Consider the following 17,257-nt stretch of genomic DNA (forward strand, 5'->3'; position numbering starts at 1 on the left):
AGCCGGCGCCGCCGCGGACACCGTTCGCGGTCCTCGATGGCAATCAGGCGCAGCCGCGCGCGTGCCGGGCACGGTGCGCGCCGGCACGGCCGTGGCGTGGCCGGCGACGCTCGCCGCGAAGCGCGGCGGCCCGCTGCAGCGCGACCATCTGCGCTTCCGCAAACGCGCCGGCACGCCGGATGCACTGCATTGCTTCGTGCTCGACTGCTCGGCGTCGATGCTGCCGCACGAGCGGCTCGCGTTGGCGAAGGGGCTGATCGTCGCGTATTTCGATCAAGCCGCGCGCGACCGTGTCGAAACCGCGCTGATCTGTTTCGGCGGCAATGGCGCCGCGCGCCGCTTCGGCCCGGCCGTGCCGCGCTGGTGGAATGCGCGCTGGCTCGAACCGGTCGAAGGCGGCGGCGGCACGCCGCTCGCGGACGGCATCGCAGCCGCCGCGCAGTTGCTCGCGCGCGCGGCGCGGCGCGCGCCGGCCAAGCAGCGCTGGCTGTGGGTGTTGTCCGACGGACGCACGCGCGAGATGCCCGCGAAACCCGCGGCGGCCGATCACGTCGTGTTCGTCGACTTCGACGACGCGGCGGTACGGATCGGGCAGGGCGCGCGGCTGGCCGCGGCCTGGGGCGCGCAGTGGGTGACGGCCGACGCGCTGTGCACGGGTCGCGCCGGCTGATGGCCGGCCGGCGGTGCGCTATGATCGCCGTTTCTGCTTCAACCCATTGGAACAACCCGCCATGCAAGTACTGGTCGATGCCGACGCGTGTCCCGCCGTCATCAAGGACATGCTGTTTCGCGCCGCGCGTCGTGCCGAAATCTGCGTGACGCTGGTCGCGAACCAGTTTCTGCGCACACCGCCGTCGCCGTTCATCAAGGCGGTGCAGGTACCGGCCGGCTTCGACGTGGCCGATGCGCGCATCGTCGAGCTGGTGGAAGCGGGCGACCTCGTGATCACCGCCGACATTCCGCTGGCCGCCGCCGTGCTCGACAAGGGCGCGCATGCGCTCGACCCGCGCGGTAACTGGTTCAGCCGCGAGAACATCGAGGAACGCCTGTCGACGCGCGCGATGATGGATCAGTTGCGCAGCGCGGGCATCGACACGGGCGGGCCGGCGCCGTTCAGCGCACGCGACGGCAAGGCGTTTGCCTCGCAGTTCGACCGGTTCCTGGCGCGACAGGGCAAGCCTTGAGGTTGCGTCGCGGCGGCCGCGTGTCGTGATCGCCCTGCGTGGGGCTGCCCCTGCGCGCCATGCGCTGCATCACCGAATCCGCGTTGAATCGCACGCATCGCCCATGCGCGGATGCAGGTTCGTGCCGGCGCTGTTATCGTGGTGGAAACCACAACACAGCATAGGAGCGCACGCGTGTCACCGACTCAACTTCTCGTTCCGACCTTCACCCAGATGCTGCGCGCGCAGTCCGCGTGGCTCGACAAGGCTGCCGCACACCGCGAGGCCGCGGGCGACGCGCCCGACGCGGCGATGTCGCTGAAGCTGGCGCCCGACATGTATCCGCTCGCGGCACAGGTGCGCTTCTCGTGCTTCCAGGCGATGGAGCCCATCCACCGGCTGCGCGGCGAATCGCTGCCGGCCGCGCTGCTCGCATTGCGCGAGGCGGGATGGCATGCGGATGCGCAGCCCGGCACGCTCGCCGACGCGCAGGCGATCATCGCCGGCACGCTGACCTTTCTCGGCGACCTCGCGCCGGATGCGCTCGATGGCGGTGCCGCGCGGCCGATCGCGCTCGACATGCCGAACGGGATCGCGTTCGACATGACGGGCGAACAGTACGCGCGCGACTGGGCGCTGCCGCAGTTCTACTTCCACGCGATCGCCGCTTACGCGATCCTGCGCCACCACGGCGTCGAACTCGGCAAGGCCGACTACGTGCCGCACATGCTCGCGTACGTCCGGCCGGGCACGATTCCGCAAGGGTGAGCCGGCAGGCGCCGGGCAACCACGAGGCGACATGACGCGGGCACTCTTCATCTGCAGCCGCAACCGGCTGCGCAGCCCGACGGCCGAGGCGGTATTCGCCGCGTGGCCGGACGTCGAAACCGATTCCGCGGGCCTCGCGCCCGATGCGGACACGCGCGTGTCCGCCGAGCAGCTCGACTGGGCCGACGTCGTATTCGTGATGGAGCGTGCGCACAAGGCGAGGTTGGCGGCGCAATTCGGCGCGCATCTGCGGCACAAGAAGATCGTGTGCCTCGACATTCCAGACCGTTACGCTTACATGCAGCCGGAACTGGTCACGTTGCTCGAACGCAAGGCCGGCCCGTTGCTGCGCGCGTGACCGGTGCGGGTGATAGGGACGTCAGCGCAGCCGGCCGCTCGCGATCGCCGAGAAACAGTCGAGACGCAGCAGCTCGATGATCTTGCGCGTCGGCACGCTCGCACGCAGCGTGTCGAGCCGGTCGACGGTGAACCACTTGCAACGGGCGATCTCGTTGCTCGCGCGCGGCGTCAGGTGCGCCGGCACGTCGGCCACGAACACGTGATGGAGCTTCGTCAGCCCGCCGAACTGCACCGCGTAGTCGAGCGAGAGCCCCTCCAGCCGTGTTTCCTCGGCAAGCTCCCGCAATGCAGCATCGAGCGGCGTTTCACCACGCCGGATCGTGCCGCCCGGCAGCGACCAGCGCGACGCGGTGCGGGCGACCAGCAGCACGCTGCTGCGCTGACGGCACACGATCGTGGCGCGTTCCTTGATGACGGCGAGAGTGTCCAGCCCGGTACTCATGTTCGGTAAAACAGGTGCTGAATCGTGGAGAAAATGCGTGTCGGCGGCGCGTTCCCGGCAGCAGGCCGCAACGGCGTACAGGCACCCGCACCGATCTTAGCGGCCGTTCATGACAGTTCCATGCACGCCTTCGCGGGACCCACCCCGGGTCACGCGTGCGTATAGATGCCGCTGCGCGCGGGCTTCGCGTGGCGCGGCTGGCGGCGCGTGTGAACGGCACGCCGGTGGTGGGACGGCGGCGGCGTGACGTGCCGGCGCGTGGGCGCGGGCCGTGCGGTCGGTGAAGCCGACTGCGGCGATCCACCCGGCATCCCGGTCTGTCCTTCGCCGAAATGGAACGTCTGGGTTTGCGCGTGTCCGACGCCCAGCGTCGACGCCAGCATGAAGGCCGCCAGCAGCATCCGTTTCATGAATGATCCGTCCGATTTTTTGAGATGAAGATTGCCCGCCAGCTTAGCGAAAGGCGGGACGCCCCTGCAACCGGCCCGTGTTCGGTGTGGCCCCCACGTGCGCGTAGCGGGGCCGTCCGCTGCGCCTCAGGGTGCCGCCGGGGTTGACAACATAATTCCCGGGTGTGAATATAAATTCACGCACAAGAATTATTCGCCAAATCCGGAAGGTCGCGCCCAGGCGCTGGGCCGCCGGAGCCGGCAGTCCGATCAACCGGAACCAGGAGCGGGACGCATGGCGGAACACGAGCAGCAGGGCGCGCTGGCGGGATTGCGCATCATCGATCTGTCGCGGGTGCTGGGTGGCCCGTATGCCACGCAGATCCTGGCCGACCACGGCGCGGAGGTGATCAAGGTCGAACCGCCGTCCGGCGACGAGACGCGCACCTGGGGCCCGCCGTTCGACGGCGATACCGCGTCGTACTTCCTCGGCGTGAACCGCAACAAGCTCGGTATCGCGCTCGACCTGACGCAGCCCGCCGACCGCGAGCGGCTGCTCGGCCTGCTCGAACATGCGGACGCGATCGTCGAGAACTTCAAGATCGGCACGATGGAGCGCTGGGGGCTCGGCTTCGACGCGCTGCATGCGCGGTTTCCGCGCCTCGTCCATTGCCGCGTGTCGGGCTTCGGCGCGGACGGCCCGCTCGGCGGGCTGCCCGGCTACGACGCGGCCGTGCAGGCGCTCGCGGGGCTGATGAGCGTCAATGGCGAAGCCGGTGGCGCGCCGCTGCGGGTCGGCGTGCCGATCGTCGATCTCGTCACCGGGCTGAACGCGGCGCTCGGCGTGCTGATGGCGCTGCGCGAGCGCGACGCGAGCGGCCGCGGCCAGTTCGTCGAATCGACGCTGTTCGACTGCGCGCTGTCGATCCTGCATCCGCATACGCCGAACTTCTTCCATTCGGGGAATGCACCGGTGCGCACCGGCAACGCGCATCCGAACATCACGCCGTACGACAGCTTTCCGACGGCGAGCGTCGACATCTTTCTGGCTGTCGGCAACAACGGGCAGTTCGCGGGCTTGTGCGACGTGCTTGGCACGCGCGACTGGCTCGACGATCCGCGTTTCGCGGACAACCGCGCGCGCAGCGCGAATCGCGCCGCACTGCGCACGCTGCTCGAAACGGTGCTGGCCGGACACGACGGCGCGGTGCTCGCCGAGCAGTTGATGCGCCGCGGCGTGCCGTGCGCGCCGGTGCTCGGTCTCGATGCGGCGCTCGACCATCCGCATGTCGCGCATCGGCAGATGAAGGTCGAGCTGGGCCGGCATCGCGGCATCGCGTCGCCGATCAAGCTCGGCCGCACGCCGGCCACGTACCGGCGGCCGCCGCCCGCGCTGAACGAACACGCGGCGCAGGTGTTCGCCGACGCGGACGCCTGCGACCACGACACACGCCGGGACTGACCGGCATCGCGGCCGCCGGCCGTGTCGCGCGCCCGACGGCGCCGCACGATCACGCGTGCCGCACGACCCTTCGAACACCATGCCGGGCGCCTGCACAGGCGCACCGGCTGAAGAGGAGACGCATCATGCTTGCATGGATCGGCGCGATCGCCATCGTCGCGCTGTTCGGCCTGATCATCACGAAGCGGCTGTCGCCGCTCGTCGCGCTGATCGTCGTGCCGGTAGCCGCGTCGCTCGCGGCCGGGTTCGGACTCGCGACCGGCAAGTTCATCGTGCACGGCGTACAGAACATCGGCCCGATCGCCGGGATGTTCGTTTTTGCGATTCTTTTTTTCGGAATCCTCACCGACGCCGGGATGCTCGATCCGATCATCGCGGGCGTGCTGCGCGTGATCGGCTGCCATCCGCCGCGTATCGTGATGGGCTCGGCGCTGCTCGCGCTGCTGATCCATCTCGACGGCTCGGGCGCCGTCACGTTTCTCGTCACGCTGCCCGCGATGATGCCGCTCTATACGCGGCTCGGGATGGATCGCCGCATCCTCGCGTGCGTCGCGTCGATGGCGGCCGGCGTCAATTTCCTGCCGTGGGTCGGGCCGATGCTGCGCGCATCGGCGGCGCTGCACATTCCCGGCTCCGCGATCTTCATGCCGATGATTCCGGTGCAGATCGTCGGGCTGGTGTTCGTGTTCGGCACCGCCTACGTGCTCGGCGTGCGCGAGGCGAAGCGGCTCGGGCTCGATCGTGCCGGCGCGGCGTCGCTCGCGATTGCGCCGCGGGCGCTGACCGATGCCGAGCGCGCGTTGCGCCGGCCGGAGCGCTTCCGGATCAATCTCGTGCTGACGCTCGTCGTGCTCGTCACGCTCGTGTCGGGCATCGTCGACCCGATGGTGATGTTCATGCTCGGCACGGTCGCCGCGCTCGTGATCAATTACCCGGACGTGCAGGCCCAGCGCGAACGGATCGACGCGCATGCCAAGGCCGCGCTGATGATGGCGAGCGTGCTGCTCGCGGCCGGCGCGTTCACCGGCATCATGTCCGGCACCGGGATGCTGAAGGCGATGGCGGACGTGGTCGTCGCACACGTGCCGGTCGAGCATGCGCGCCACATGCCGTTCGTGCTCGGGCTGCTGTCGATGCCGCTCAGCCTGCTGTTCGACCCCGATTCGTTCTACTTCGGCGTACTGCCGGTGCTCGCCGAAAGCGCGAAGCTGCTCGGCGTGCCGCCGATCCAGATGGCGCAGGCCGCGCTGCTCGGCCAGATGACGACGGGCTTTCCGGTGAGCCCGCTCACGCCCGCGACGTTCCTGATCGTCGGCCTGACCGGCGTCGAGCTGGCCGAGCACCAGAAATTCACGATTCCGTTCCTGTTCGCCGCCACCGTGCTGATGGTGTTCGCCGCCGTGATCGTGGGCGTGTTTCCGTTGTGAGCGCCCGGGACTTGCCGCTTCGTGCCGGCGCGCCCGGCAAAGGGGCGTCGTTCGGAGCGGAAACTTCGGCGCAGCCTGTCGCTTTCTTGAGAGCGGCGCGACCGCTCACCTTTCTCCGGGAGTCCATTCCATGCAGTTCGACCTGACCGATGACCAACGCGCGATTGAAAGCGCGATCGAGAAAATCTGCGCGCGCTTCGGCGACGACTACTGGCTCGAACGCGATCGCGCGGGCGGGTTTCCGGCCGATTTCCACGCGGCGCTCGCCGAGGCCGGCTGGCTCGGCATCGCGATGGACCCGGCCCATGGCGGCGCCGGGCTCGGCATGACCGAGGCCGCGCTGATGATGCGCACGATCAGCGCATCGGGCGCGGGCCTGTCCGGCGCGTCGGCCGTCCACATGAACATCTTCGGGCTGAATCCGGTGCAGGTGTTCGGCAACGACGCGCAGAAGGCGCGCTTCCTGCCGCCGCTGATCGCCGGGCGCGACAAGGCGTGCTTCGCGGTGACGGAACCCGATGCGGGCCTCGACACCACGCACCTGACCACGCAGGCGCGCCGCGACGGCGATCATTACGTGCTGAGCGGGCGCAAGATCTGGATCTCGACCGCGCAGGTCGCGAACAAGATGCTGATCATCGCGCGCACGACACCGCTCGACCAGGTCGCGAAGCCGACCGACGGGCTGAGCCTGTTCTATACCGACCTCGACCGCTCGCGCGTCGAGGTGCGCGAGATCGAGAAGATGGGCCGCAAGGCGGTCGATTCGAACATGCTGTTCATCGACAACCTGCGCGTGCCGGAAGGCGACCTGATCGGCAACGAGGGCGACGGCTTCCGCTACCTGCTGCACGGGCTGAATCCCGAACGGATCCTGATCGCCGCGGAGGCGATCGGGCTCGGCCAGGCCGCGCTGCGCCGCGCGACGCAGTACGCGTGCGAGCGCGTCGTGTTCGGCCGGCCGATCGGGCAGAACCAGTCGATCCAGCATCCGCTCGCGCAGGCGTGGATGCAGCTCGAGGCCGCGTGGCTGATGGTGATGAAGGCCGCGACGCGCTACGACGCGGGGCAGTCGTGCGGCGCGGAGGCGAACGCCGCGAAATACCTCGGTGCGGAAGCCGCGTTCCAGGCATGCCAGACGGCGGTCGCGACGCACGGCGGAATGGGCTATGCGAAGGAATACCATGTCGAGCGCTACCTGCGCGAGTGTATGATTCCGAGGCTCGCGCCCGTGAGCCCGCAACTGATCCTGTGCTACATCGCGGAGAAGGTGCTCGGGCTGCCGAAGTCGTACTGACCGGTCCGACCCGGCGGCCGGCCCGGTGCGCGGTTTCCCGTTCCGATTCAAGCCCTCGTCATGGACGTCAAACTCGTTGCCCGCACGCTCGACCTGTTCGAGCTGTTCGCCGCCGAACGGCGGCCGCTGCCGCTCACCGAACTCGCGCGCCTGCTCAATGTGCCGGCGTCGAGCTGCCTCGCGATGGCGCGCACGCTCGTGAGCCGCGGCTACCTGTACGAAGTGCGCAAGCGCGGCGGCTACTACCCGACGCGCCGCCTGCAGACGCTCGCCGCCACGATCGACGCGACCGACCCGGTCGTCGACATCGTCCATCCGCATCTCGTCGCGCTGCGCGACGCGAGCCGCGAGACGGCCGTGCTCGGCAAGATCCAGGGGGTGTCCGTCACGTATCTCGACGTCGTCGAATCGGAGCAGGCGATCCGCTATACGCGCGCGCCGGGCGAACTGCGCCCGCTGCATGCGAACTCGATCGGCAAGGCGATCTTCGCGGAACTGGCCGGCGACGCGCAGCAGGCGCTCGGCGCGCAGTTGCCGTTCGAGCGCTTCACCGATGCGACGGTGGCGGATCTACCCGCGCTCGTCGCGCAAACCGCCCGGTTTCGCGAACTCGGCTGGGCCGAGAACTTCGGCGAGAGCGCGCCCGAGCTGTCGGCGATCGCGGTTGCGTTGACGCTCGACGGCGACTGGTACGGGCTGTCGGTGGTCGGGCCGACCGAGCGGATTCGCCAGCATCGCGACACGCATGCGGCGCTGCTCGTCGACGCGAAGGCCAGGCTGCTGGCCGAGCACGCGCGCGACTGAAAGCGGGCAGGGTGCGCCGATCAGCGGGCCGTCCGCTGGCGATCCGGTAGCGAGCGATCGCCGTGAACGGCCCCCGATGCACAGGCCTGAAGCCTAGCGACGGCCGCTACGCCGCATCACGACTTCACCCACACACCGCCCGCACTCGGGTTGTCGCCTTGCGTCCACCATTTCGCGCAGTATTTCGCGCCCTGGTACATCACGCAGGTGCCGCCTGAATACGCGGTGGTTGCCGACCACGTGGGCGTGCCGCCGCCGACCACTTTCCACACGGCGGCCTGGCCGGGCACGTCGCCCTGCGTCCACCATTGCGCCTGGTACGTCGTGCCCTGGTAGGTGACCGTCGCGCCGGCCGTATAGACCTGGCCGGCCGCCCAGGGCGCACCCGGCTGCGGCGTGCCGCCGTCCGAGCCGCCGCCGTAGTTCGGATCCTGCGTGACGCCCGCACCCCATTTGCCGTCGAGCCGCTTGAAGATCGTCGCAAATGCGTACGGCTGCTGCGCGACGCCCGAGCAGGTCGGCGACGCATACGTGCCGCCCGACGGGCACGCCTGATCGCGGCCGACCGACCAGTTGCCGAAGAAGCCGTAGCCGTTGCTGACGGCCGCGTTCAGCACGCTTTGCGCATTCGCTAGCGTGAAGGTTTCGCCCTGCACGTCGTTCACGCCGATCATCGGCGTGACGCCGACCATCTGCCAGAGCTGCGCGTTGGTCTTCGGCTGGCCGGCCGACTTGAAGGCCGTATCGAGTTGCGAGTACAGCGCCTGCGCGGCACTGATCGCGGCCGCGCCCATGTCGAGGTTCGCGGGGCCGTAGTCCATCGCCATCACGTTCACCGCATCGAACACGGTCTTGTTCGAGATCGCCGCATTGACGACGTTCAGGCCGTCCTGCGTGAGCCCGGTCGGCATCGTCGGCAGCGTCAGCGTGACGTGCAGCGGCTTGCCTTTCGCCGCATAGCTTGCCTGCAGCTGCGTGACCGCCTGGAAGTTGCGCGCGACCGCGGCCGTGTCCGTTTGCGACGCACCTTCGATGTCGAAGTCGACGTGCGTGAGGCCGTACGTGTCGATCACGGTCTGGTACGCGCTCGCCAGCGCGGGGACCGTCGTGCATGCCTGCATCAGCGGCGTGCCGTTCGCACCGCCGAACGACACGGCGACTGCACCGCCTTTCGCGCGATAGCTCGCGATCGACGTCGACAGCGCGGTCAGCAGGCCGCCGCTCGCGCCGTTGCCGATCGGCTGCACGCCGCCCCACGACGGCACACAGCCGTTGCCCGCGACCACGAACGCGAGCGTGAACTGCTGGATGCCTTGCCGGACGCCGATCTGGTCGACGAGCGGCGTCGGATAGAGCGTCACGTCGACATAGGGCGCATAGACGCCGGCGCCCTCGGACACGCTCGCCACTGCAAGCAGGCAACCCGCTGCAAATGCGCGCGGGATGAAACGCGGCAACACATTGTTGTGCATTGTGTTCTCCAAGTGGAAGAGGGATACGCTGGCCCGCGTATCGCCGCCGGTCGGGCGACCGGGGATGCCCGGCCGACGGCGTGCTCATCTTGGAGGATTCGCGTCGAATAGTGAATAGTCAGGAGTTCTTTTTGTTATTTGATTCCCGATACGTAACGATCTTGCCGATTCGACACAGTTCCTGAATGCGTGACGCGGGTGATTTTTCCGATTCGATCGGGTGAGGCCCGACGCGTGTCGTTCGTCGCGCTTCAAGCCGATGGCGACTGCACGAGCGAGCGTGCCAGTGCGACGAAGCGCTCGACGCACACCGACGTGAACGGCTCGTTCCATGACACGATCTGCTCGACCGCGCGCGTGCCGGCAAGCGGCACGTAGACGACGCCCGGACGCTGCAGCGTCGCCGTGAAGCCCGGCACGATCGCGATGCCGCGTTCGGCGGCCACCAGCGACACGAGCGTCGTGATCTGTGCCGCGGTCGCGCCGATCCGCGGCGTGAATCCGGCTTGCGCGCACAGGTCGTGCAGTGCAGCGGTCAACGCCGAGCCGTAACCGGGCGGAAAGGTGACGAAGGTTGCGTTCGCAAGCGCCGCGACGTCCACGTTCGCATGGCCCGCGAGCGGATCGCCGGCCGGCACGGCCGCGACGAGCGGTTCGCGCGATGCGACGAGCGATGCCACCGGCACGCCGGGCGCACCGCGCCACGCCCAGCCGAAACCGATGTCCATCGTGCCGTCCGCGATCTGCTGGCGCTGGCTCGCGGTCGCCGCCTCGCGGAACGTCAGCTGGACGTCGGGCATCGTCCGGCTCGCGACGCGAATGACGTCAGGGAACGTGTCGGACATCGGAATCGAACTCGCATAGCCGATCACGATTCGCCCGGCGATGCCTTGCGCGATCTTGCGCGCGCTCGCTTCGGCCTCGGCGGCCGCGCTGACGACGTGGCGCGCATGGTCGAGGAACGCGGCGCCTTCCGGCGTCAGCCGCACCGCACGCGTCGAACGCTCGAACAGCCGGACGCCGAGCTCGCTCTCGAGTGCGGCGATATGGCGCGTCAGCGGCGGCTGCGCGACCCGCAGGCGCAACGCGGCGCGGCCGAAGTGCAGTTCGTCGGCGACGACCACGAAATAGCGGAGGCGGCGCAGGTCGAGCATTGTTGTCGTTCCGGTATCAATGGCGTTTGAAAACGGTATTGGCGTGCCCGCGGCGCACTCGTCAGACTGTCGGCATCGACGACCAGGCTGCTCCGATGAACGACAGGACCACGCGCATCGCGTTCTTTCTCTGCGGCTTCGCCGCGTTTCTCAATCTGTATTCGACGCAGGGCATTCTGCACGAACTCGCGGCCACCTTCGGCGTCAGCGCGGAGCGTGCGGGGCAGGGCGTGAGCGCCACCACGACGGCCGTCGCCATTATCGCGCCGTTCGTCGGCGTGCTGGCCGCGCGCATCGAGCGGCGCGTCGCGATCTCGCTCGCGGCGGTGGCCGTCGCGCTGCCGGTCGTGTGGTCCGCGCATGCGGGCAGTTTCGCGTCGTTCCTCGGCGCGCGCTTTGCCGCCGGTCTCGTCATGCCGTTCGTCTTCGCGCTGTCGATCGCCTATGTCGCCGAGCGCTTCGATCGCGGCAGGTCCGCCGAGATCAGCGCGCTGTTCGTCGCCGGCACGACGCTCGGCGGTTTCGCCGGCCGCTTCGCGACCAACCTGATGACGTCGATCTGGGGCTGGCGGCATGCGCTCGACGTCGTCGCGGCGCTGTGTCTCGTCACGGGCGTCGCGATCTACGCGAGCCTGCCGGCGTCCGGCGCGATCGCGCGGCGCGTCGAGCAACATGCGGACAGCGGTGCGGGGCCGTCCTGGCGCATCGTCACGCGCGGCCCGCTGCTCGCGTCGTTCGCGATCGGCGCATGCGTGCTCGCGTCGCAGGTCGCGGCGTTCACGTTCGTCGGCCTGCGCCTGGCCCGCGCGCCGTTCGGCTTCGGCACGGTCGGGATCGGCGCGATCTATGCGGTGTTTCTGGTGGCGGTGGTCGTGACCCCGCTGGCAGGACGCATCGCGCGGCACCGCGGCCCGCGCGCGCCGGGGCTTGCCGCGGCCGCGCTCGCGATCGGCGGGGCGCTGCTGACGCTGTCCGACAACGTGCCGGTGATCCTGGCCGGCCTCGCGCTCAGCTCGACCGCCGTGTTCGTCGAACAGGCGTCGGCCAACACGTTCATCTCGCAGGCGGCGTCCAGCGCGCGCTCGACGGCGATCGGCATCTACCTGTCCTGCTATTACTTCGGCGGCAGCCTCGGCTCGATCCTGCCGGTGCCCGGCTGGCATCGGTGGGGATGGACCGGCTGCGTCGCGTTCGTGGTCGCGGCGCAAGCGATCGTCGGCGTGCTCGTGTACCGGTTCTGGCATGCCGACGGCGCAGCCGGTGCCGCGCGTGCCGACGCAAGCGGCGTCACGCCGACACGCTGACCGGGTTCAGCGATACCAGCGCGGCGTATAGACCCACTCGCGTGTATTGCCGATCGCGAAGCGCCGCGTCGTCGACGAGCCGACGATCACCATCGTGCGCATGTCGACCTGGTCGCTGCGTAGCGCGCCGAGCGTCGTCGTCGTGAGCGTCGCGCCCGGCCGGCCGATGTCACGGCCGAGCACGACCACCGTATCGGCCGTGCGGTGTGCGCGCACGAGATCGAGCGCGCGATCGAGCTGCCACGGACGTGCGCGCGAGATCGGGTTGTAGAACGCCATCACCAGATCGGCCTGCGCCGCGTGCCGCAGGCGCGTCTCGATCACGTCCCACGGCTTCAGGTTGTCCGACAGCGAGATCGCGCAGAAGTCGTGGCCAAGCGGCGCCCCGGCCTGCGCGGCCGTCGCGAGCGATGCCGAGATGCCGGGTTCAATGCGCAGGTCGACCGCAGCCCAGTGCGGATTGCGCGCTTCGTCGAGCGCTTCGAGCACGGCCGCGGCCATCGCGAACACGCCCGGGTCGCCCGACGACACGACCGCGACGCGCCGGCCCTCGGCGGCAAGCTCGAACGCATGGCGCGCGCGCTGCATTTCCTCGCGATTGTCGGTGCCGTGCACGCGCTGGTCGTCGCGGAACGGGCCGGCCATGTTCACGTAGGTCGTGTAGCCGAGGATGTCGGTCGCGTCCGAAAGCGCGGTGCGCGCGGCCGGAGTGAGCCAGTCGGCACCGCCCGGGCCGAGCCCGAGCACCGTCAGGCGGCCGCGCACAAGGCCGAGCGTGGCGGGATCGACCGGATGCGACGCGACCGCGCATGCGATGCCGTTCGTCGTGGCACGCAGCGTGTGCGCGACACGCAACGCGCGGCCGAGCAGGGTGGCCGCATCATCTGTCGCGTCAGCGTCAGCGTCAGCGTCAGCGTCAGCGTCGGTATCGGCATCGACGAAGCGCAGCGGCACGTCGAGCGTTTTCGCCGCGTCTTCCAGCACGGCATCACCGATTGCCGATGCGGGCGCAACGATGGCCGCGAGCGCCAGCCGCGCGAGACCTTGCGAATCGAGAGCGACGTCGATCCGCGCAGCGAGCGCTTCATCGCCGTGGATAGCCTGCGCATCGACGCCGACCACCACGCTGCGCGGATGAATCACGAGTTCGTCGCGCGTACCGCGCCATGCATCGGGGGTCACGCGGATCGCGTGCGCGGCCGCGTCGTCGCGCGGCAGCGCGACATCGTCGAGCCACGGCGCCGCGCCGTCGATGCGCGTCGACGCGCCCGCGAGCAGATCGGATACGAAGCGCTTGCCCTGCGCGAGATCGGCGAGCGCATAGCCTTCCGGCGGATTGAGCACGCACGCGCCGAAGCGCAGTTCGCCGCTCGTCGTGATCGCCGGTGCGACACCGACGCATGCGGCGATTTCCCGCGCGATCACGTTGACGCCCGTCAGCCCGCCCAGCAGCGGCACGACCGCCGAGCCGTCTTCCGCCACGGCGAGCACGGGCGGCTCGACGCCCTTGTCGGCGAGCGCGGGGGCGATGCAGCGGATCACGATGCCGGCCGCGCACAGCGCGACGATCGGCAGGCCGCGCGCATAGAGTTCGCGCAGGTGCGCGCCGAGATCGTCGAACGGCACATCGGCCGCGACGCGCGACGCGAGGCCGTGCACGAGCGCCCCCGGATAACGCGCCTGAATGCGCCGCGCGGTATCGAGCGCGCCCGCGCCGAGAATCACGATCGCGGGCGGCGTGGTCATCCTTGCCATTTTTCCCCCGGCACGACGAGCAGCGAGAAATACGGCGACGCCATCGGATCGACTTCGTCGAGCGGCACGATGCGCTGGCTCGCCATCGTCGCGCGCTCGACATACAGCGCGCGCTTCGCGAGCCCAAGCTCGTCGAGCACCCGCCGCACCTTGTCGAAATTGCGGCCGAGCTTCATCACGACGGCCGCGTCGGCCCGCGCGAGCCGCTCGCGCAGTTCGTGCTCGGGCAGCACGCCCGACAGCACCGACAGGCTCTGGTTGCGATAGACGAGCGGCTGGCCGAGCACCGCGGTGCCGCCGAGCATCGCGCACACGCCGGGGATCACCTCGGTGTCGTAGCGCGGCGCGAGGCGGTCGTGCAGGTACATGTACGAGCCGTAGAAGAACGGGTCGCCTTCGCAGATCACCGCGACGTCGCGCCCTGCGTCGAGATGCGCGGCAACGACCTCGGCGGCCGTATCGTAGAAGTCGGCGATCACCGTCTCGTAGCACAGCGGCGGCGGCAGCGCCTCGGTCGTCACCGGATAGACCAGCGGCAGTTGCGTCTGCCGGTCCTGCAGGTGCGCTTCGACGATGCCGTACGCATTGCCTTTCTTGCCCTTCGCGACGAAATACGCGACCACGGGCGCGGCCTGCAGCACACGCAGCGCCTTGATCGTCATCAGTTCAGGATCGCCGGGGCCGACACCGACCCCGAACAGGCGTCCGCGCGCGGTCGTCATTCGACCTCCGTCGCGAGTGCGTTGACCGCCGCAGCGGCCATCGCGCTGCCGCCGCGCCGGCCGAGCAGGGCGACGTACGGCACGCCGCGGCTGTCGGCATCGAGGAGCGCCTTCGATTCGGCCGCGCCGATGAAGCCGACCGGGAAACCGAGGATCAGCGCGGGGCGCGGCGCGCCGGCGTCGATCATGTCGAGCAGGTGGAACAGCGCGGTCGGCGCATTGCCGATCACGACGACGCTGCCCGCGAGATGCGGACGCCACAGCTCGAGCGCGGCGGCCGAACGCGTGTTGCCGAGATGCCGCGCGAGATCGGGCACCTCCGCCTCGCCGAGCGTGCAGATCACGCGGTTGTCGGCAGGCAGCCGCGCACGCGTAATGCCTTCGGCGACCATCCTGGCGTCGCACAGGATCGGCGCGCCGGCTGCGAGCGCCGTGCGGCCCGCCGTGCCGGCGCCGGCCGAGAAGCGCAGGTCGTAGACGACGTCGACCATCCCGCACGCATGGATCACGCGCACCGCGAGTTTCTCGAGGTCGGGCGGAACCTGCGACAGGTCGGCCTCGGCGCGGATCGTCGCGAACGACTGGCGGTAGATTTCCTGCCCGTCGCGAATGTAGTCAAGCATCGGTGGTGTCCTGGCTGTGCCGCGCGTCCGTCAGTCGGGCCGCGGCCTGGTCAATCGTCAGATGGCGCGCGAGCGGGGCGCCAAGGCCCGCAGCGGCGTCGCGCCGGTAAAGGTCGTAGTGCGCGGGCGCAACCGCGACGAGCGTGTGCGTCGCGGGATGCGGCAGCGCGCAGTGGCGCTCGCAGCCGGTCAGGTGCACGTCGACTGCATGGCCGATGCGGGCGGCGAGCGCGAGTGCGTCGTGCTTCGTGTCGGCGCGCGCCTTCGCGCAGCCCGCGCTGCCGGCGCACGCGACGAGCGTCGCCAGCGGATCGGACGACACGCAGACGAGGCCGAGCGACGCGAGCGCATCGAGCGCGGCCGGTGCGCGTTCGCGCGATACGCGATGCAGGAATACGCCTTGCCATGGCGTCATCGACAGCGTGCCGTCGCCGTCGCTTTCGGCCAGCGCGGCGAGCCGTTCCAGTTGGGCGGCATCGAGCCGGCCGAGCACGAATTGGGCGCCGACGTTGCAACGCGTCGCCTCGCGCGACGGGCGCACGCCGAAACGCAGCGTCGGGTCGGTGCGCGTGCGGCGCCAGCCGGTGAGCGCGGGATCGGCCGCGAGCGGGAAGGGAGCATAGTGCTGCGCGCGTTCGAGCAGCGCGTGTTCACCGCATGTTGAAAGCAGGGTGCGCATCCGCGTGACGTCGGCCGGCGCAAGATCGAGGAACGCGAGCAGCAGCGCGCGCACCAGCGCGATACCTTGATCGGGCGCTACGTCGACCAAAGCGGGTTGGTCGCCATGCGTGACCGGCGGGCAACCCGCCAGCCCGGCCGCGAGGCGCACCGCGCCGTCGCCGCGACGCCATGCGGCCAGCCAGATGTCGTGCGGATGATCGAGCGCCGCAACCGATTCGCCGCCGTCGAGCTGGATCGAGAATTTCGGCGATAGCTCGCCGCGACGCGGCTCGCGCGCCAGCATGTCGAAGAGCGGCGCGGCGAGCGCGCGGCTGTCGACGAGCGCGGCAGGGTCGTGGCCGGCGAGCGGGCTGAGCATCACGTTGCGGACGTCGTCGCTCGCGGCGAGCGCCGCCGTATCGGCGGCTGCTTTCGAGGTGGCGTCGACGGACGGCCCGAGACCCGCTTCGAGCAACGCACGCGTCAGCGCGTCGGCCGCGCCGTCGCGAATGCCGCGCAGCTGGAGATTCGCGCGATTGGTCGCGTCGATCGCGCCGGAGCCTAACGCACGCGCGGCGGCGGCGATCGCCCGTGCCTGGCGCGCATCGAGCCGGCCGCCCGGCAGCTTGATCCGGCACAGTCCGCCGTCGGCGGCCGCGACCACGCGCACGAGCCCCGGGCAGGCCGACGGGCGCACGATGGGCGACGCAGGAATCGAAACGGGGGCGGAACTCAACGGGGTACCGGGACAGTGTCGCGCCGCGGCCAACGCATCGGTACACCCCGCCCGACGCCGACTGGCACGCACGCACTTTCTGGCCGGCAGGTCTCCTGGCTGACAGGTCGGCGCCGGCTCCCGGCCTTCCCGGTGGAACCAGTGGCATGAGGGGGAGATCGGCTCGCTGTCTACAGTTGCGGGGGCAGCCACAGCGGCGCGTGGCGCGCCCTGTGTTCCCTCTTCGGCCCCGAAGGGCACCGGCGAACGAACGGCCGTAGGATACCCGATTTTCGCGACGATCCGGCATCGGAGATACGTTGCACAACCGCGTCGCAGCACGGCTGCAACCGGTTTTTCGCTATCTCGCAAATGGTACGATTGGCGGCTCGACACCAGACCGGCGACCGCCGGAATCCGCGATGAAACTCGGCAGGACGGAGCTGTTCGGCATGGGCATCGCGCTGGGCCTGCTGGCCATCCCGGCCTGGATGCTGCTCGCGTGCATGCTGATCCCGCTTGCGCCGTTGGCCGAGTGGCCGAAGAATGTCGGGCTCGCCGGCCTCGGCGTGCCGATCGTGGCGGGCGGCACGTTCCTGTACAGGACAAGCGGGCCGCGGCCGCTGATGTGGCTGCTGCTCGGCTGGCTGCTGATCGCGTCGATCGGCGGCATGGTCCTTGGCTTGCTGGTGTTGATTGGCCCGGTGCCACGCGGCTGACGTCGTCGCCGTATCGCCCCG

At 69.8% G+C, this 17,257-nt stretch carries 18 protein-coding genes and 1 riboswitch; of the genes, 10 read left to right on the plus strand and 8 right to left on the minus strand.

Going from position 1 to position 17,257, the window contains the following annotated elements; genetic code table 11:
- Nucleotides 1-61 precede the first annotated feature (61 nt).
- The 4 genes from CFB50_RS09075 (at nt 62) to CFB50_RS09090 (ending at nt 2,289) form a co-directional block, all read left to right on the plus strand.
- Complete coding sequence (locus CFB50_RS09075; RefSeq protein WP_089445618.1) at nt 62-670, plus strand: vWA domain-containing protein; 609 nt, start codon at nt 62-64, stop codon at nt 668-670.
- Between the two features lie 61 nt (nt 671-731).
- Nucleotides 732-1,184, plus strand: a complete 453-nt coding sequence (locus CFB50_RS09080) for a YaiI/YqxD family protein (RefSeq protein WP_089445619.1) — start codon at nt 732-734, stop codon at nt 1,182-1,184.
- 174 nt (nt 1,185-1,358) lie between these two features.
- A complete protein-coding gene (locus CFB50_RS09085) occupies nt 1,359-1,931 on the plus strand; it encodes a DUF1993 domain-containing protein (protein ID WP_089445620.1) in 573 nt (190 codons plus the stop codon).
- A 31-nt stretch (nt 1,932-1,962) separates the two neighbouring features.
- The gene (locus CFB50_RS09090; RefSeq protein WP_089445621.1) at nt 1,963-2,289 is read left to right on the plus strand and encodes a low molecular weight protein tyrosine phosphatase family protein; all 327 of its coding nucleotides are present in this window, start codon (nt 1,963-1,965) and stop codon (nt 2,287-2,289) included.
- Nucleotides 2,290-2,310: 21 nt separating this feature from the next.
- Here the strand turns inward: CFB50_RS09090 and CFB50_RS09095 are convergent, their stop codons facing one another.
- Nucleotides 2,311-2,733 (minus strand): NUDIX hydrolase, encoded by a 423-nt coding sequence (locus CFB50_RS09095; protein WP_089445622.1) that lies wholly within the window; start codon nt 2,731-2,733, stop codon nt 2,311-2,313.
- A 149-nt stretch (nt 2,734-2,882) separates the two neighbouring features.
- Nucleotides 2,883-3,143, minus strand: a complete 261-nt coding sequence (locus CFB50_RS09100; RefSeq protein ID WP_089445623.1) for a hypothetical protein — start codon at nt 3,141-3,143, stop codon at nt 2,883-2,885.
- A 274-nt stretch (nt 3,144-3,417) separates the two neighbouring features.
- Between CFB50_RS09100 and CFB50_RS09105 the strand changes: the two genes are divergently transcribed.
- From CFB50_RS09105 to CFB50_RS09120, 4 genes are all read left to right on the plus strand, one after another.
- Nucleotides 3,418-4,584, plus strand: coding sequence for a CaiB/BaiF CoA transferase family protein (locus tag CFB50_RS09105; protein WP_089445624.1), 1,167 nt, complete (start codon nt 3,418-3,420; stop codon nt 4,582-4,584).
- A 125-nt stretch (nt 4,585-4,709) separates the two neighbouring features.
- Nucleotides 4,710-6,011 carry a CitMHS family transporter gene (locus CFB50_RS09110; protein WP_069247950.1) on the plus strand — a complete coding sequence of 434 codons (1,302 nt, stop codon included), beginning with the start codon at nt 4,710-4,712 and terminating at the stop codon, nt 6,009-6,011.
- Between the two features lie 130 nt (nt 6,012-6,141).
- Nucleotides 6,142-7,308: an acyl-CoA dehydrogenase family protein gene (locus tag CFB50_RS09115; RefSeq protein ID WP_089445625.1), complete on the plus strand. Its 1,167-nt coding sequence runs from the start codon at nt 6,142-6,144 to the stop codon at nt 7,306-7,308.
- 60 nt (nt 7,309-7,368) lie between these two features.
- The gene (locus CFB50_RS09120) at nt 7,369-8,112 is read left to right on the plus strand and encodes an IclR family transcriptional regulator (protein WP_089445626.1); all 744 of its coding nucleotides are present in this window, start codon (nt 7,369-7,371) and stop codon (nt 8,110-8,112) included.
- 116 nt (nt 8,113-8,228) lie between these two features.
- Here CFB50_RS09120 and CFB50_RS09125 read toward each other — a convergent pair whose 3' ends face one another.
- On the minus strand, nt 8,229-9,584 hold the full coding sequence (locus tag CFB50_RS09125) for a chitinase (protein WP_089445627.1): 1,356 nt from the start codon (nt 9,582-9,584) through the stop codon (nt 8,229-8,231).
- Nucleotides 9,585-9,835: 251 nt separating this feature from the next.
- Entirely contained in the window at nt 9,836-10,738 is a 903-nt protein-coding gene (locus tag CFB50_RS09130) for a LysR substrate-binding domain-containing protein (protein ID WP_089445628.1), read from the minus strand.
- A 95-nt stretch (nt 10,739-10,833) separates the two neighbouring features.
- Here CFB50_RS09130 and CFB50_RS09135 point away from each other — a divergent pair, with 95 nt between their 5' ends.
- Nucleotides 10,834-12,042: an MFS transporter gene (locus tag CFB50_RS09135; RefSeq protein WP_089445629.1), complete on the plus strand. Its 1,209-nt coding sequence runs from the start codon at nt 10,834-10,836 to the stop codon at nt 12,040-12,042.
- Between the two features lie 6 nt (nt 12,043-12,048).
- Here CFB50_RS09135 and cobJ read toward each other — a convergent pair whose 3' ends face one another.
- Genes cobJ through cobG form a run of 4 tightly spaced genes read right to left on the minus strand, consistent with a single transcriptional unit; the run spans nt 12,049 to nt 16,499 of the window.
- The gene (gene cobJ, locus CFB50_RS09140) at nt 12,049-13,788 is read right to left on the minus strand and encodes a precorrin-3B C(17)-methyltransferase (protein WP_089445630.1); all 1,740 of its coding nucleotides are present in this window, start codon (nt 13,786-13,788) and stop codon (nt 12,049-12,051) included.
- Nucleotides 13,785-14,519 (minus strand): precorrin-2 C(20)-methyltransferase, encoded by a 735-nt coding sequence (locus CFB50_RS09145; RefSeq protein WP_089445631.1) that lies wholly within the window; start codon nt 14,517-14,519, stop codon nt 13,785-13,787. The genes cobJ and CFB50_RS09145 overlap by 4 nt, the downstream gene beginning before the upstream one ends.
- Nucleotides 14,516-15,142 (minus strand): precorrin-8X methylmutase, encoded by a 627-nt coding sequence (locus CFB50_RS09150; protein WP_089445632.1) that lies wholly within the window; start codon nt 15,140-15,142, stop codon nt 14,516-14,518. Before CFB50_RS09150 ends, CFB50_RS09145 begins: the two co-directional genes overlap by 4 nt.
- Nucleotides 15,135-16,499 (minus strand): precorrin-3B synthase, encoded by a 1,365-nt coding sequence (gene cobG, locus CFB50_RS09155; protein ID WP_306427271.1) that lies wholly within the window; start codon nt 16,497-16,499, stop codon nt 15,135-15,137. Before cobG ends, CFB50_RS09150 begins: the two co-directional genes overlap by 8 nt.
- A gap of 107 nt (nt 16,500-16,606) precedes the next feature.
- Nucleotides 16,607-16,797: riboswitch (cobalamin riboswitch) on the minus strand.
- Between the two features lie 142 nt (nt 16,798-16,939).
- Here cobG and CFB50_RS09160 point away from each other — a divergent pair.
- Entirely contained in the window at nt 16,940-17,236 is a 297-nt protein-coding gene (locus CFB50_RS09160) for a hypothetical protein (RefSeq protein WP_089445634.1), read from the plus strand.
- Nucleotides 17,237-17,257 lie beyond the last annotated feature (21 nt).

The sequence above is a fragment of the Burkholderia sp. AU33423 genome, assembly GCF_002223135.1.
Lineage (GTDB): Bacteria > Pseudomonadota > Gammaproteobacteria > Burkholderiales > Burkholderiaceae > Burkholderia > Burkholderia lata_D.

Bases quoted from the DNA above. Each gene is read 5' to 3' on its own strand.
- CFB50_RS09080 (WP_089445619.1), top strand. From the start codon at position 732: ATGCAAGTACTGGTCGATGCCGACGCGTGTCCCGCCGTCATCAAGGAC.
- CFB50_RS09090 (WP_089445621.1), top strand. From the start codon at position 1,963: ATGACGCGGGCACTCTTCATCTGCAGCCGCAACCGGCTGCGCAGCCCG.
- CFB50_RS09095 (WP_089445622.1), bottom strand. From the start codon at position 2,733: ATGAGTACCGGGCTGGACACTCTCGCCGTCATCAAGGAACGCGCCACG.
- CFB50_RS09100 (WP_089445623.1), bottom strand. From the start codon at position 3,143: ATGAAACGGATGCTGCTGGCGGCCTTCATGCTGGCGTCGACGCTGGGC.
- CFB50_RS09105 (WP_089445624.1), top strand. From the start codon at position 3,418: ATGGCGGAACACGAGCAGCAGGGCGCGCTGGCGGGATTGCGCATCATC.
- CFB50_RS09110 (WP_069247950.1), top strand. From the start codon at position 4,710: ATGCTTGCATGGATCGGCGCGATCGCCATCGTCGCGCTGTTCGGCCTG.
- CFB50_RS09115 (WP_089445625.1), top strand. From the start codon at position 6,142: ATGCAGTTCGACCTGACCGATGACCAACGCGCGATTGAAAGCGCGATC.
- CFB50_RS09120 (WP_089445626.1), top strand. From the start codon at position 7,369: ATGGACGTCAAACTCGTTGCCCGCACGCTCGACCTGTTCGAGCTGTTC.
- CFB50_RS09125 (WP_089445627.1), bottom strand. From the start codon at position 9,584: ATGCACAACAATGTGTTGCCGCGTTTCATCCCGCGCGCATTTGCAGCG.
- CFB50_RS09130 (WP_089445628.1), bottom strand. From the start codon at position 10,738: ATGCTCGACCTGCGCCGCCTCCGCTATTTCGTGGTCGTCGCCGACGAA.
- CFB50_RS09135 (WP_089445629.1), top strand. From the start codon at position 10,834: ATGAACGACAGGACCACGCGCATCGCGTTCTTTCTCTGCGGCTTCGCC.
- cobJ (WP_089445630.1), bottom strand. From the start codon at position 13,788: ATGACCACGCCGCCCGCGATCGTGATTCTCGGCGCGGGCGCGCTCGAT.
- CFB50_RS09145 (WP_089445631.1), bottom strand. From the start codon at position 14,519: ATGACGACCGCGCGCGGACGCCTGTTCGGGGTCGGTGTCGGCCCCGGC.
- CFB50_RS09150 (WP_089445632.1), bottom strand. From the start codon at position 15,142: ATGCTTGACTACATTCGCGACGGGCAGGAAATCTACCGCCAGTCGTTC.
- CFB50_RS09160 (WP_089445634.1), top strand. From the start codon at position 16,940: ATGAAACTCGGCAGGACGGAGCTGTTCGGCATGGGCATCGCGCTGGGC.